10 protein-coding genes are annotated in these 14,422 nt (G+C 73.3%); all 10 read right to left on the reverse strand.

Features of this window, described 5'->3' with window-relative positions:
• Positions 1-46 precede the first annotated feature (46 nt).
• Genes ACLJQF_RS27095 through ACLJQF_RS27140 form a run of 10 tightly spaced genes read right to left on the reverse strand, consistent with a single transcriptional unit; the run spans position 47 to position 14,417 of the window.
• Positions 47-4,126 carry a translocation protein TolB gene (locus tag ACLJQF_RS27095; protein WP_410612682.1) on the reverse strand — a complete coding sequence of 1,360 codons (4,080 nt, stop codon included), beginning with the start codon at positions 4,124-4,126 and terminating at the stop codon, positions 47-49.
• Between the two features lie 27 nt (positions 4,127-4,153).
• Positions 4,154-5,131 (reverse strand): NADase-type glycan-binding domain-containing protein, encoded by a 978-nt coding sequence (locus ACLJQF_RS27100; RefSeq protein ID WP_410612683.1) that lies wholly within the window; start codon positions 5,129-5,131, stop codon positions 4,154-4,156.
• A gap of 3 nt (positions 5,132-5,134) precedes the next feature.
• Positions 5,135-5,674: a phage tail protein gene (locus ACLJQF_RS27105; protein ID WP_410612685.1), complete on the reverse strand. Its 540-nt coding sequence runs from the start codon at positions 5,672-5,674 to the stop codon at positions 5,135-5,137.
• On the reverse strand, positions 5,671-7,632 hold the full coding sequence (locus ACLJQF_RS27110) for a putative baseplate assembly protein (RefSeq protein ID WP_410612687.1): 1,962 nt from the start codon (positions 7,630-7,632) through the stop codon (positions 5,671-5,673). The genes ACLJQF_RS27105 and ACLJQF_RS27110 overlap by 4 nt, the downstream gene beginning before the upstream one ends.
• A complete protein-coding gene (locus tag ACLJQF_RS27115; protein ID WP_410612689.1) occupies positions 7,632-8,063 on the reverse strand; it encodes a GPW/gp25 family protein in 432 nt (143 codons plus the stop codon). The genes ACLJQF_RS27110 and ACLJQF_RS27115 overlap by 1 nt, the downstream gene beginning before the upstream one ends.
• Positions 8,064-8,345 carry a PAAR domain-containing protein gene (locus ACLJQF_RS27120; RefSeq protein ID WP_091311569.1) on the reverse strand — a complete coding sequence of 94 codons (282 nt, stop codon included), beginning with the start codon at positions 8,343-8,345 and terminating at the stop codon, positions 8,064-8,066.
• A gap of 13 nt (positions 8,346-8,358) precedes the next feature.
• Positions 8,359-10,182, reverse strand: coding sequence for a VgrG-related protein (locus ACLJQF_RS27125; RefSeq protein WP_410612691.1), 1,824 nt, complete (start codon positions 10,180-10,182; stop codon positions 8,359-8,361).
• Positions 10,175-10,942: a LysM peptidoglycan-binding domain-containing protein gene (locus ACLJQF_RS27130; protein ID WP_410612693.1), complete on the reverse strand. Its 768-nt coding sequence runs from the start codon at positions 10,940-10,942 to the stop codon at positions 10,175-10,177. Before ACLJQF_RS27130 ends, ACLJQF_RS27125 begins: the two co-directional genes overlap by 8 nt.
• Before the next feature lie 5 nt (positions 10,943-10,947).
• Entirely contained in the window at positions 10,948-11,394 is a 447-nt protein-coding gene (locus ACLJQF_RS27135; protein ID WP_410612695.1) for a phage tail protein, read from the reverse strand.
• Positions 11,395-11,423: 29 nt separating this feature from the next.
• Positions 11,424-14,417: a hypothetical protein gene (locus ACLJQF_RS27140; protein WP_410612697.1), complete on the reverse strand. Its 2,994-nt coding sequence runs from the start codon at positions 14,415-14,417 to the stop codon at positions 11,424-11,426.
• Positions 14,418-14,422 lie beyond the last annotated feature (5 nt).

Raw genomic sequence — 14,422 nt, forward strand, 5'->3', positions numbered from 1 at the left:
TGTGCGGCCGTGCGCCGGTGGTTGCCCCTAAGGGCAGTGGTCTGCGTCAGCCGCGGCTGATGAACGGGGGTTGTTCCGTGCGCAGCACCACCAGGAGCGGGTTCGACTGCACTGTCCCGAACTTCGGTCCGCTCACCGAGGTCACCGACGCCGTGCGCGGCCCGATCAGGTCGTGGTGGAAGACCAGGAACTGCGCTTCGAACTTCCCGTCGACGCCCACGGTCGCCAGGCCCGGCGTCTCGGAGATGCCGGCCGACCAGGCCAGCCGGACCGTCGCGCCCGGCGGGAAGTCCGTGCCCGTCACCCGCGGGACGGAGCCCACCGGGGCGATGCCCGGATCGACCGTCACCACCGGCTGGCGGAACACCACCCGCCCGCTCGCCGTGTTGTCGCCGGGGTTGTTGTCCGGTCCGCTCGTGCTGACCGTGCCGGACACCGGCGCGTCGGCCGCGGCCTTGGCCGCCAGCGAAATCCGGATCTCGACGGTCTGGCCGGGTGCCAGCGTCCCGAGCGCACAGTTGCCGCCGCCCGGCGCGCACCCCGGCGACGTCGAGGTCGCGGGCAGCTGCGGCGGCAGCTGGGTGACGAGGCGGACGTTCGGCATCGGGGCCCCGGAACCGTTGTGCACCAGGAAGGTCAGCACGACGTCGTCGCCGCCGACGAACAGCGGGACCGCCGACACCGCCAGCCCCACCGACAGCGACCCCGGCGTGACCGGGGGCACCGGCTTCGCGCCGACGGTGACCACGGCCGTGGCCGAGTTGTCCCGCGCGTCGGCGTCCTGGCCGGCCGTGGTGACCGTGCCGGTCGCGGCCTGCGCCCCGGGTTCGGCGCCGGTCGCGCTGAACCGCACCCGCGCCTGGGCACCCGGGGCGAGCGTGCCGAAGGTGCAGACGAGGTCCGGTGTGCAGGTGCCGGCGCTGGTGATCGGCGCCTCCGGCCGCAGCCCGGCGGTCAGCCGGACGAACAGCCCGACGCCGGGCGAAGCGGCGACACCGTGATTGGTGACCACGAACTCGAACGTCGTCAGCCCGGAGAACGGGATGGCCGCCGGGACCGCGGTCGCGGTCACCCCGACGTCGGCGATCCGCTGGAACGCCGGCTGCGCGGCACCCCCCGGCCCGGCGATCAGGACCGCGGGCGCACCGCCGGCCGACGGCACGGTCAGGATGCTCGGCCGGGATTCACCGGGCGTGCTGTCGAAGGCGACCAGCGTGCCGTCCGGCGACCAGGCCGGGTCGTCCACGGATCCGGCGTCCGATACCAGGACCCGCGCGGTGCCGCCGTCGGCGGGTGCCACGCAGAGTTGGCGGCGGTCGTTGTGGAACACGAGGGCGGTGCCGTCGGGCGAGACGTCCGCCGAGCCCTGCCGTCCGGTCCCGCACGGCGCCCCGAACGACGGCGAGAGGTCCCGCTGGGTCCCGGCGACCACGCTGTCCGGCCCGGAGTCGAGGGCGACCTGCCACAGCTCCTGCCGGAACTCCCCGCCGGGGTCGACGGACATCACGGCGGTCTCGGTGGCGGTGCCGCCCCGGCCGGTCGCCGTGCACGTCACGGTGGTGGCGCCGACCGGGAAGAGGCTCCCGGACGAGGGCGTGCAGAACGGCGTCAGCGGCGTTTCGCGGTCGGCGTCGATCGCGGTCGCGGGGTACTCGACGACCGTGGGCGCGGTCCCGGTGACGGTCTTGTCGTGCACGGTGATCAGCGGCAGCCGCGGATCCTTGACCCGGACGGTGACGTCCTCGGTGTAGCCGGGCCGCACCGTGCGCTCGCCGTCCAGCCGGAACTCGACCCGGCAGTGCAGGAACGACCCGATCGGCGAGGCCGGCGCGACAGCCGCGGTTTCGGCGAAGTGCGCATCGGTCCCGCCGGGGACCTGCTGCGTCCCGTCCGGGCTGAACGTCATCGTCAGCCCCGGGTCGCAGAACGGCACCGGCTGGACCCGCACCGGGAGGTCGGTGATCCCCTTGATGATCGCCGTGCTGATCTGCCCGACGTCCGTGCTCTGGGTCAGGACGCCGTCGGTCGCCTTGGTGACGGCGCTCGCCTGGCCGCGCCCGTCGAGGCCCACGTCCGTCTCCGCGGCGAGACTGCCCTCCGAGCCGCCGCTGCTGGTCACGGCCGGTACCGCGACCACCCGGATCTTCGCGGCGTTCAGCGCGGCGACGACGCCAGCGGTCGTCGGGAACGCGCCCCGCGCGTCGTCCTTCGGGGACTCGTGGCTGGCGGCGTCGCCGACCAGCACCACGATCCGGTTGCTGGTGTCGCGGAAGCCGATCGCGCCGGTCGACACCTTCTGCAGGGCGTCGTACCAGTCTTCGGCGGTGTCGTCGCCACCGGTGGCGGTGATCCGGCCGAAGGCGTCGGTGAGCAGCTTGCGCTGGTCCTCGGTGTCGACCGCGGTGAGCGGCTGCTGCACGTAGAACGACCGCGGCGGGTTCGGCGGCGGACCTTCGATCGGGACGTCGTCCACACGGTCGCCGTACGCGGCCACCGCGAAGTGCGCCGACGGCTGCACCTTCAGCACCTCGTCGATGACGTGGCCGAGGTTCGCCTTGACGTCACCGAGGACGCCGCTCATCGAGCCGGTCTGGTCCATCAGCAGCACGATGTCCGGCTGCGCGGGGACCTTGTCCGTCTGGACCGTCTTCGCGACCGAGCCCGAGCTGCCCTGGCCGACCGGCATGTCCACCACCGACGGGTCCACTCTGGACGGTCCCGGCGGCGCGACCCGCGCGGCCGCCCGCGTCAGGGTGACCTTCGTGCCGTCGGCCGACCACACCGGCTGCGAGTCGTCGCCGCGCAGGTACGGCGGCAGCGGGATCTCGCCCAGGATCCGGCCGTCCTCGACGCGCGCGATCCGCACGGTGTCCTGCTGGTCCTCACCGGCGAACACGGTGTTCGTGAACGCGATCATCGTGGCGTCCGGCGACCAGGCCGGGTGCTGCTCGTGCTTCGCGCCGTCCCGCGGGCCGGTCAGGGCCCGCGGCGCGCTGCCGTCGGCGTTCGCCACGATGATCTCGGTCGCCGACGACGACTCGCCGGGGCCGGCCTGGGTGTAGGCCAGCTGCGAACCGTCCACGGAGAACGCCGGGTCGAACTCGTCGGCGCCCGGGCGCTGGGTGAGGTCGCGGCGGTCGCCGCCGGTCGCGTCCGCGCTCCAGATGTCCGAGGTGCCGCCCGACCGCAGCTCGGTGAACACCGGCTGCCCGTTCGGGCGGAACGTGGGCTCGGCCTCGCCGGTGGCCGGCAACGCGGAGATGATCGAGACCGTGCCGCCGGCGATCTGCTTGACGTCGCCGAGCGGGTCCTGCGCGCGGGTGGTGAAGGCCAGCCGGGTGCCGTCGCGCGACCACGCCGGTTCGGAGGAATCGCCGGGGTCGGGGACCGCGCGGGTGACCGCGCCGCCGGTGTCGGCGACCAGCACCACGTCTCCCGCCGGGTGGAACCGGGTGGTGGTGAACGCGATCCGCGCCGGCCCCCACGCGGGCTGGGTGTCGGCGGCCGGGTCGGCGGTCAGGCGCACCGGCGTGCCGCCGGTGACCGGGACGGTGTAGATGTCTCCGGCCGGGTCGTCGCGGGTGCTGCTGAACGCCAGCCGGGTACCGTCGGGCGACCAGCTCGGCGAGTCGTCGGTGGCCGGGCCGGTCGTCACCTGGCGCAGCCCTTGGCCGTCCACGCCGATCACGAAGATCTTCCGGCTGCCGGCGCGTTCGGAGGCGAACGCGACCGTGCGGCCGTCCGGCGACAGCGCCGGGTGGAGGTCGACGGCGTCGTCGTTCGTCAGCTGCTGTGCGGCCGAGGCGCCGTCGGGGAGGAAGAACAGTTCGCCGTCCCGCTCCGCGCCACCGGCGGTCGCGGCGCGGTGGCTCACCCACACGAGGCCGCCGGTGCCCGCGGACGCGTCGGAGTCGACGCTGCCGATACCGCTGGGCAGCGCCGGCTCCGCGCCTTCGCCGGTCGCCTGGTACAGGCCGGTGGTGGCCCCGCTGACGTACCCGACGCGGTACGGCGCGGCGACCGGCGCCGGCCCCTGTGCCTCGGTCGGCGAGAGCGCTCCGCTGATCGCCCAGCCGCCGAGCACCGCGACGACCGCGATGCCGGCCACCGCTCGGTTCGCGCGCATGGTAGGTCCTCCCAAAAACTTCGTAGCTCAGCCGGCTTCGAACAGCTCGATCTCGGAGATCGCGACGTCGGTGCCGTTGAGCGAGCGGTGCAGCCCGACCACGTGCAGCTCGACGCCGGTCGCGCCTTCGCTGTTCTCGATCGGGACTTCCTGGGCGTCCGGCGTGTCGGCCAGCGCCATGTCGTAGGTCTTGCCGGTGGAGAACACCAGGTGCAGCTTCGACGGCCGGTGCTCGGCCGGGAAGTTCGCCGCGTCACCGGAGTACACGATCGCCTTCCGCAGGTCCGCCGGGTGGTCGAAGGTGAACACCAGGGTCTGTTCCCGGTCGGTCGGCGCCGCCCAGAACGTGTTCTTGGCGTTGTCGCTGACCAGCGGCGCCGCGTGCCCCGCGACCTCCGCGGTCGCGGTCACCTTGACCGGGTGGATCGGGTTCAGCTTCGCCTCGAAGATCCCGGTCACCTGGCTCCACGCGCCCACCGCCGCGGTGTTGATCGCACTGCGGAACGGCTGGTACAGCGCGTAGATCAGCGCCGAGAAGATCAGCGTTACCGCGACGGCCCGGCGGATCACCTTGCCCACGGTCCGGCGCGCGGCCCCGGCCCGGCCGGTCCGGCGGCGGATGCCGTCCTTGCCCGGGCGCGCCCCCGCCTTGTGCTCCTTCGGTTTGCGGCCGAACAGCCGCCGCCACCACGACGTCTTGACGACCTCGGCTTCGGCCAGCGGCGAGCCACAGCGGCTGCAGAAGTTGCGGGCCGGCGCGTTGCCTTTGCCGCACCGGCCGCAGATCAGGTCGCCCGGGTTGAGGACCTGCTCCTCCACGGTCTGCTGGACCGGCTGCCGGACCGGCGCGATCGGCTCGGCGGGCTGCACGACCTGCTGCTGCACCACCGGCTGCGACCGCACCGCGACCGGGCCGTCGTCGTCCCACTTCAGGTAGCGGCCGCATTCGCCGCAGAACTCGACGTCGGCAGGCCCCTGGTGCCCGCACTCCGTGTAGATGACCAATCCTCAGCCCTCCAGCACTTCCACCGTGACCCGCACGTGGGCGGGCACCGCATCCACGACCGTCGCCGTCAGCCGCCGCACGTCGATCCGCGCCGGGTCGGGCACCCGCACCCGCACTTGCACCCAGGGCGGCCCCGGGTCCGGCAGGGGCGCACCCGGCTGCGGCGCCTCGACGACCCCGCCGCTGTCGGTCACCTCGACCTCGCCGCCGGTCAGCAGGCCCACGTGCTCGGCGAGGCCGCGCCGCGTGCCGCGCCACCGGTGCAGCTCGACCGAGCGCGTGACCAGCTGCCGCAGCTGGTCCGGGCTCCAGCTCTCGTCGACGCGCAACGCGACCCAGTGGGCCAGCCAGCCGAGGAAGTCGGCGGGCGCCACGCCCGGGTCGAGGTAGCCCGTGAAGTTGTCCAAAGTGGAGACGACCGGCGCGAGGACCTCGTCGAGCGCGCCGGTGAAGCCCTGCACGAACCGGTCCTCGGCGTACACCGCGGGCAGCTGCTCGCCGATCGGGTGCGGGTTCGCCAGCCCGGGGATCCCCGTCCTCATGCGCCCGCCTCCCGGACCCGGACCTGGTGCCCGAACGAGAAGGCGAGGGCGTTGGGCGGCAGGTCGAGCCGGTCGACCTGCTCGCCGCGTTCGCGGGTGATCGGGTTCGCGGCGAACAGCCGCACGTCCTCCACCAGCTCGACGCCGGAAAGCCGTTGCAGCACCGCGAACACCTCGCCCGACTGCACCGGGCGGCCGAACGGCCAGCCGTCGCCGTCCGGACCGCCGCTGATCGGGTTGAAGTAGTCGTACAGGGCCTCGCTCGCCCGGGCGCCCAGCGTGCCCGCCGTCGTCCGGCGCCGGGCGCGCAGCCGCGCGACCACCGTGACGCCCTGGTAGAACGGCGGTTCCACGGACACCAGCGCGCCCACGCAGCGCCGTTCGCCGAGGTGGCGCTCGATCCGGCCGCGCAGGCCGGCTTCGAGCATCAGGGTCGAGAAGGCGAGCTCGCCGGTGTCGGGCACGGCCGGCACGACGAGGACCCGGATCGCACCGGTCTCGCGGCCGTCGGCGCCGTGCGCCGGGATGCACCGCACCCGGGCCGCCTCCGGCGCCGCTTCGCGCGCGAGCTGCTCGTAGTCCTCGGCGGTGACCGCGCGGTCCCGGGTGCGCAGCAGCAGCGGGCCGCGGACCGCCGCGTCCCGCACCGACTCGCCGTCCACCCCGCCGATCGCGGGACGGCGGTTCACCACGCTGCTGACGAACGGGATCGGGTCCCGCTGCACCTCGAGGACCTCGCGGGCGACGTTGCCGCGCCGCCCGCCGCCGGAGCGATACTCGGGCACGCGGATCGCGGCGGACTTGGGCGGGACGGCCCCGTAGTAGCGGAGCCCGCCCTCGGGCTCGCGCACCGCGGGCCCGAAGGTGACCTGCCCGCCGACGCGGTCGAGCTGGACGTGCCGGTCGTCCGGGCCGGAGTCGGCGAAGGAGCGGACCTCCGTCCACTGCTGCCAGCCGTCCGGTCCCGACACCTCGACGACCAGTTCGCCCTCCCCGACCACCACCGGTGGCCGGCCGAGCGGGAACCGCTGGCCGGGGGTGCCGTCGGACGTCCCGACGATCTCGTTGCGGACGATCTCGGCGTGCACGGCACCGACCGTGCCGCCGATGGTCGAGGCCTCGACCGCGTGCAGCCGCGGCGAGCGCTGGTAGAACGGCTGGTTCTGCTTGGCCTCGAGGAGGCGGCACCGCAGCCAGCCGGCCCGCTGCCGCGCGAGCACCGACATCGCGTGCCCGTCCGGGACGTGCACCACGATGTCGCCGGCCCGGTTGAACGCGCCGGTGCTGTCCCGGTCGACCTCGCACGCCGCCCAGCCGGTGCCGTCCCAGGCCTCCCACAGCCACGGCGGGTCGCGCGGGTCGACGCCCTGGCCCTCGACCTCGCAGTCGATCCGCAGCAGCACCGCGCAGCCGGGCACGGCGTCGGACAGTCCGAACAGGACCGCGTCGCCGGGGGCCGGGGTCTCGGAGAAGGCCGCCGGGCTGCCACCGACGAGCAGTTCGTCGGTGCGGTCGACCGGGGGCATCCCGGTGTCGGCCGTGCCGGTCGCCAGGTGCGCGAGCGAGCACGGCACGATGTTCAGGGTGCGCTCCACGGTGAAGACCACCGGGTCCTCGACCTCGTTGCGCACGCTCGCGACCTGCTTGCCGGCCGCGACGACCACCGGGACGTCCCGGGCGGCCGAAAGCCAGAACGTCACGTCGGTCCGCGCCGCGGCGGGCGGGAACAGCCGGACCCCGATGAGGTCGAGGAAGCGCAGGTAGTGCAGATCGGGCACCCGGTTGAGCCGGTAGAGCAGCTGGTCGACCATCTGCGCGAATGTCTCGATCAGCGTGACACCGGGATCGGAGACGTTGTGGTCGGTCCACTCCGGGCAGTTGCGCTGGACCAGGTACTTGGCTTCGTCGACCAGGTCCTGGAACCGGCGGTCGTCGAGGTTGGGCATCGGCAGGGACATCACGCACCGTCCTCAATGGACTCGTGCGGCGGGATGACGTAGAAGGGGAAGACGAGGTTGCGCGGGTCGTTGGTGCCGCGCAGGTGGTAGCGGATGTCGATCAGCAGGGTGCCCCGGTCGGCCTCGTCGAAGCTGACGACGACGTCGTCGAGGGTGATCCGCGGTTCCCAGCGCTCGAGGGAGATCCGGACCTCGTAGGCGATCTGCCCGGCGGTCGCCGCGTCGGCGGGCGCGAACACGAGGTCGTGCACCGCGCAGCCGAACTCGGGACGCATCGGGCGTTCGCCCGGCGAGGTGGCCAGGATCAGCCGGATGCTCTCGACGACCTCGCGTTCGCCGCCGACGAGCGCGATCGAGCCGGTCGCGTCGGTGTGCAGCGGGAACGCCAGTCCCCGGCCGAGGAAGTCTTTCCCGGTCCCGGTCACAGTCACTCAGCCTCCGATCATGACGGTCGGGCAGCCCATGACGATCGGTGCGCCGCAGGCGGCCATGTCGCCCATCCGGGCCGCCGGCATGCCGCCGATGAGCACCGTCGGGCAGCCCGGCGGCGCGATCGGCGTCGGCGGGTGCACCGCGGGCGGCGGGAACGAGCACGTGTGCAGCGTCCCGACGTTCGCGGCCGGCATCCCGCCGATCAGCACGGTCGGCACCCCGGGCCCGGCGATGACGCCCGGGTGCCCGGTCGGGTCGCCGACCCTCGCGGCTGGTGGCATGCGCTCTCCCCCGTCAGTTGATCTTGACCACGCTGCCGCGCACGGTGACGACACCGCTGGCGGTCAGCTCCGTCTGGCCCTGGCCCGCGACCGACACGGTGGCGCCTTCGACCTTCACGCCCGCGGTGCCGTTCAGCTTGAGCTGGCTGGTCGCCTCGATGCTGGCGTCGGTCTGGGACTTCACGGACACCTTCTGGCCCTTGAGCTCCAGTGGCCCGGTCCCGGCGTCGATGCTCACGCCGTTCTGCGCCTTGACCGTGACGCTCTTGCCGCTGGTCACCTCGATGACCTGGTTCTTCTGGTCGATCTTGACCACGAACTTCGCGTCCCCGGAAGACAGGATGATCCCGTCGTCCTCGGCGAACTCGAGCTTGTGGCCCTTCCGCGAGACGAACCCGCGCAGCGCCACCTCCCCGCTGTTGCCGTCGACGACGGGTTTGGTGAACTTCGACGGCGCGGTGTCCTTGGTGTTGTAGAGACCGCCGAGCACGTAGGGCGCTTCGAAGTCGCCGTGTTCGAAGCCCACCAGGACCTCGTCGCCGACTTCGGGCAGCACCAGCGCGCCCCGGTCCTTGCCCGCACCGGGCTGGACCGTACGCGCCCAGGTGCTGGAGAACTCCTTGTCCAGCCACGGGAACGTGAGCTTGACCCGGCCGAGCTTCGCCGGGTCCTTGAGGTCGGTCACCTGCGCGGGGACGACCCCCGGCCACGTCGAGGTCCGGCCCCCGCCGGCGACCAGGCCGTAGAGCGAGCGTTCCTGGCGGCCGGACACGGCGAACTCTGTCGTGTAGCCGACCTCGTCGTTGAACAGGTGGCGCGTGCTGGTCAGCGTGTACTTGCCCGAGAAGGGCTGGCCGACGCCGGTGAGCGTGACGGCGGTGCCCGCGCGCAGCTTCGGGTTGCCCTTGGCGACGCCGTCGAGCTCGGTGCAGGCGGTGCCGAACTTCTCGGCCAGCGCCTTCGCCGTCGCGTCCGCCTCGCCCTGGGTGCGCCGGGGCGCGGCGGCGTCGAGGAAGGGCGGGCTCGCGAACTTCTTCGCCAGCGCCACCGGGTCCACCGCCGGCACGTCCGTGCCCGCGTTCTTCGGCGTCGCGGTGGCGGTGATCGCCTGCTTGTTCTCGTAGTCCCAGCCGTTGACGTGCACTTCGGGGACCTGCTCGGCCGCGGTGACGCTGGCCCGCAGGCTGAGCAGTGTGCCGTGGGCTTCGAGGACCAGCGGGTCGGCGGTGGCCTTGGTGGTGGTCGAGGGCGCGCCGGACGGCTTTTCCGGGAGTTCGAAGTTCAGCTTCCCGTCCCGGACGGCGATCTGCGCGCCGACCACGTCGGCCAGCCGGGACAGGAACTCCCAGTCGCTGACGTTGTCCTGGGACAGCTGGGTGTTCGGGCGGCCGCCGAAACCCTTGACGTTGTCGATCTTCCCGGCCGGGATGTTCGCGCGCTGGGCGACCTTGCGCACGACGTCCGCGATGGTCATGTTCGGGTAGGCCGTGACCCGGCGGCCGCGGAACAGCCGGTGCGCGTGGTCGTACCCGCGGACCTCGGTGAACGTGCCGTGCGCGTCGAGGTCGATCGCGACCGCGGTGACCTCGCCCGACAGCAGGTCCTGCGGGCCCTCCGGATCGGACGTCTGGACCTTGAGCTTGAGCTTCGCCCCGACCTTGAACTTGCCTTTCTCCAGCACGACGGTCCCGGGATCGCGGAAGCGCAGCACGAAGGTGTCCGGCAGGTTCCGGCTGTCGTCGACGTAGGCGTAGCTGAGCATCACCTTGACGTCGTCGGGCAGCGCGGTGCCCTCGACCTCGACCATGAGGGTGTTCGTGAAGGTCTCGTTAGCCATCGAGCTCCTCCAGCGCGGGCACCAGCAGCCGGGTGCCGGGCCGCAGCCGCATCGGGTCGTCGATGTCGTTGGCGTCGGCGATCTCGCGCCACTTCCCGGCGTCGCCGTAGGCGCGGAACGCCACCGACGGCAGGGAGTCCCCGGCGACGAGCACGTGCGTGTCCCGGGCCGCGAGGGCGCCGGACGTCGGGTTCTGCCCGCCCAGCTCGCCCGAGATCTCCTCCAGGTTCACCGTGCAGACCGCGCGCACCGGCGTCCCCGACGGCGTGAACAGCGTGTACTTCGCGGTGACGCTGGCGACGTAGGCGGGGAAGCCGGTCATCCCGCCCCACTTGAAGATCACCCACGGCGGCGACGGCTTCTTGTGCTGGCGGCTGTCCTCGGTGGCCACGCAGCAGGTGAACAGCTGCTCGACCTTCTTGACGACGGCGTCGTCCATCTTGTCGGTGGCGTCGAGGAACATCTCCAGCGCGAGCTTGGCCGGGTCCGAGCCCTTGAACTGCGGCGGCGCGCTCTTCTTGGCGTTGGGTTGCGCGTCGCGCCCCCATTTCGCGTTCTTGCTGACCGAGAGTTCCTTGGGGTTGAACTGGAACTTGATGTCGAACATCTTCTCCCCGGGCGGCTGCCCGGTCCCCCCGGACTGCGGCGGCTTCCGGACCTCCAGCAGCGCGCGCTGCAGGTTGCTGGGCGCCGGCTCCCCGGAGCCGTAGGCGGCAGGCGGCTGCGAGCCGGCCGAGGTGAAGGTGACGGGCGAGGACATGGCTGTCAGCCCTTCTTCGCCGGGCTGAGGAAGCCGTGGTGGGCCAGTTCCAGGGTCTCGGTGGCGACCTTGGGTGAGTCGGGCGAGAGCTGCGGCCCGCTCCAGCGCACCGGAACGACACCTTCGAGGGACCAGCTGGCGATCACCTTGCCCTCGAGGGTGCGGGCCTCGATGGTGGCGGTCTTGCGCTCGATCCCGCTCGCCAGGCTGGCGAACCACTTGGTGATCTGCGAGCTGGCCTCGGTGACCGGGCGCGAGAGCTTGATGTTCGAGTACTTGATCCGGGTCGGCAGCTGCCAGACCATGCCGTTGTTGCCGCCCTCTTCCCGCTGTTCCATGACGAATTCGCAGCCGAGGCCGTCGCAGCTGGAGAACGCGCCGAGGTTGCCGAGGTTCTTGTCGTCCAGCTTGACGACGTAGCACACGGCAACGGCCTCTTCGGTGTCCGGCATCGGCGCTCCTCCTTCAGTGCGGGCGATCTTCAGTGCGGGCGATCGGTGAGCGCGCCCCGGCGCTCACGGTCGAGACGGAGTTCGGTCTTGAGGCGGCGCAGCAGCGGATCGAAGAGTTTCTTGACGAGCTCTTCGGTTTCCGGCTGCGGTTGTGGTGTCGTCGCAGGGGCGGGCGTCGGTGCGGGGGCCGGTTCCGGATCGCGCTGGACGACCGTGGTGAAGGCCGGGCTCGGCGGTGGGTCCGGTGCGGCCGGTGGAGCCGGGTCGGCGATCCTCGCGACCGGCAGCTCGGCGCGTGCCGCGGTGGTGTCGCTGCGGAACATCAGGGCATCGGCGGCACGCGAGACCGGGGTATCGGTCGCCGGCGCCGCGGGAGTGCGGGCCACGGGGAGATCCGGGGTTTCGAGCGCTCGGGCGACGAGGAGTGGTGACACGGAGGCTCCGGCCATCGGCGCCAGGCCGCCGAGCGCCCGCGCGACCGGGAGCGGCGGCGCCGAGCCGTTGTGGGCCTGCGTGACCGGGAGCGGCGGTGCCGAGTCATCGAGGGCCCGCGCGACCGGAAGCGGCCGCAGCGCGGCTCCACTGGCCGAGGCTTCGGCGGGCCGGGCCGAGGTTTCGAGCGCTCGGGACACCGGGAGCGCGGCTCCCGGCACCGCCGCCGAACCATCGACGGCCCGCGCGACCCGGAGTGTGGCTTCCGGCGCTGCCCGGCCAGGTGCAGGGCGCACGGCGGTCTCGATCGCCCGTACCACCGGCAGCGCCGGGGCAGAGCCTTCGGCCTCGATCGCCCGTGCCACCGGGAGCAGCGGCAGCGCGGCGTCCACTGTCCGGGCCGAGCCTTCGACGGTGCGGGTCTCCGGGATCCGTGCTGCCTCTGCCGGGGAGCCCGCTCGAGCGATCGGGAGCAGCGAACCCTCGCCGGCCGCGAGGGGTGCGGCGCCCGCCGATTTCGTGCTGGGGAGCGCCGGAGTCTCCGTCGCGCGCATCACCGGAAGGGGTGATTGCTCAGCCGTTCGTGGCTCCGAGTGGACCGGAGTCTCGCCCACCCCCAGCACCGGGAGCGGCTCCTGGCCCAGGGAGGGCGCCGCAGTCCCAGCCGACGGCAACGAGCCCCCCACCGGCAGGATCGAACTCTCGACTGCCGGCCGCGCGGATCTCTGCACCACCGGCGCAGTGGAGGCCCCCGAGCCCGCCGCCGACAGCGGAGACTCCGGCGCCACCGAACTCTCGACGGCTCTCATCACCGGAAGGGGTGGTGCCACCGGATGGGCCGAGGCTTCGACCGCCCGCAGCACCGGCAGCGTCGGCGCGCCGGAAGGCCGCGGGGACTGCTCCGCCGTCGGTGCTACCGAGCGCGCCGGGTCCCCGGCCGACAGGGGGGACCTCTGCGCGACCGGAAGAGGAGCTGTCCCCGCTGTCGGAGACTGCTGCGCGACGGGGGCAACCGAGCTCTCGACCCCTGGCAGCGAAGACGCCTCCAACCCCGCCACCGGAAGCACCGAACTTCCGGCCTGCGGCAGCGGAGACTGCGCCGCCATCGGTACTTCGGAGATCGCGCCTCCGGTCGGCGGCAATGCGGCGTTCTGCGCCACCGGGAGCACCGAGCTGACGGCCCCCGGCAATGCGGACCGCCCTGCCTCCGGCCCGACCGAGGACCCCGAAGTCCCAGCCCCGGGCGGAATGGACCGCTGCAGCACCGGCCCGGCCGAGGACCCCGAAGTCCCGGCCGCCGACAGCGGGGACTCCCGCAACCCGGCCACCGGAAGCACCGGGCTCTCCGTCCCCGGCAGCACAGATCCTGGCACCACTGACTCCGGCACCACCGGAAGCACCGGGGTCTCGATTGCTCGCATCACCAGACGCCCCGGCTCCTCCGCCACCCGCGCCACCGGCAGCGCCGAACCCTCCACCGCCCCCGGCACACGCGGCAGCGATTCCGGTGCCGGAGACGCGCCCGGCGGTCCTGACCGGGAGAACTCGGCCGCCCTCGATACGGGTAACGGGGCCTCCGGTGCCGTCGGCGCCACCGGGAGCACCTGAGCCTCGCCCGCAGGCAAGACCGGCCGCGAGGATTCCGGCACCACCGGAAGGCGGTCCGCTCGGGTCGCCGGGAGCGGTGAACCCTCGGCCGCCCGCGCCACCGGCAGCAGGGACTCCTGGGCCGTCGGCGCCCCCGGCAGCGCCGAAGATCCAGCCTCCCGCAGCACCGGCAGCGACGCCTCGGGCAACGACGGGGAAACGCTCGTCGAGCCGCCCGGTGTCCCGGGCGGCTCCGTGGTCCCGGAACGGATCTCCGGGCTGTCGAGCGGGCGGAAGCTGTTGACCGGCCCGGGTGGCGGCTTCGCGGACGAAGCGCTCGGCGTACCCGGCGAACCGGCATCCGCGAGGCGCGACACCGGGAGCGACGCCGGACCGGTCTCCGGCAGCATCGGCGCACCCAGTCCCAGCCGCCGCGGTACCGCCTGTTCCGTCCGCTGGACGAGCGGCAGCTCGGGCCGTTCCGGTTCGGCCGGCTCCGGCTCGACCGCTTCCGGCTCCGGTGCCGCCACCGGCACCACCGGACCGGCTCCGGCCGACGCGGTGTCCACAGGGGACGGTTCCGCGATCGCCTGGAGGGTCCGCACCGGCGGGGTGACCGTGCTCCCGGCCGACGTCAACGGGGGCACGGCCGCGCGCCCCGCGACGACCGGCAGCACCAGCGGCAGGTCCGCCGGCTCCGGAGCCACGACCCGCTGCACCGGGGCCACTCCGCCGACCACCGGCAGCGCCGGCCGCACCAGATCGCCGATGACGCCGGCGGGTTCGGCGGGCCCGACCCGGTGCCCGAGCGGCTCCAGGTAGCCCGGACTCCGCCAGGACGTCAGCGTCGAGCTGAACCGTTGCACCGGGTTCACCAGCGGGTGCTCGGCCAGGACCCGCTGGAGCGGCGCCACGCTTCGCCACTCCGCGCGCGTCACCGGCAGCGCGGCCGGCTCAGCCGCGGGCGCGGGCGGCGGGCTCGGCTCCTTCCTGCGGAACCACATTCAGC

It is taken from the genome of Amycolatopsis sp. lyj-109, assembly GCF_046548995.1.
Classification (GTDB): Bacteria; Actinomycetota; Actinomycetes; order Mycobacteriales; family Pseudonocardiaceae; genus Amycolatopsis.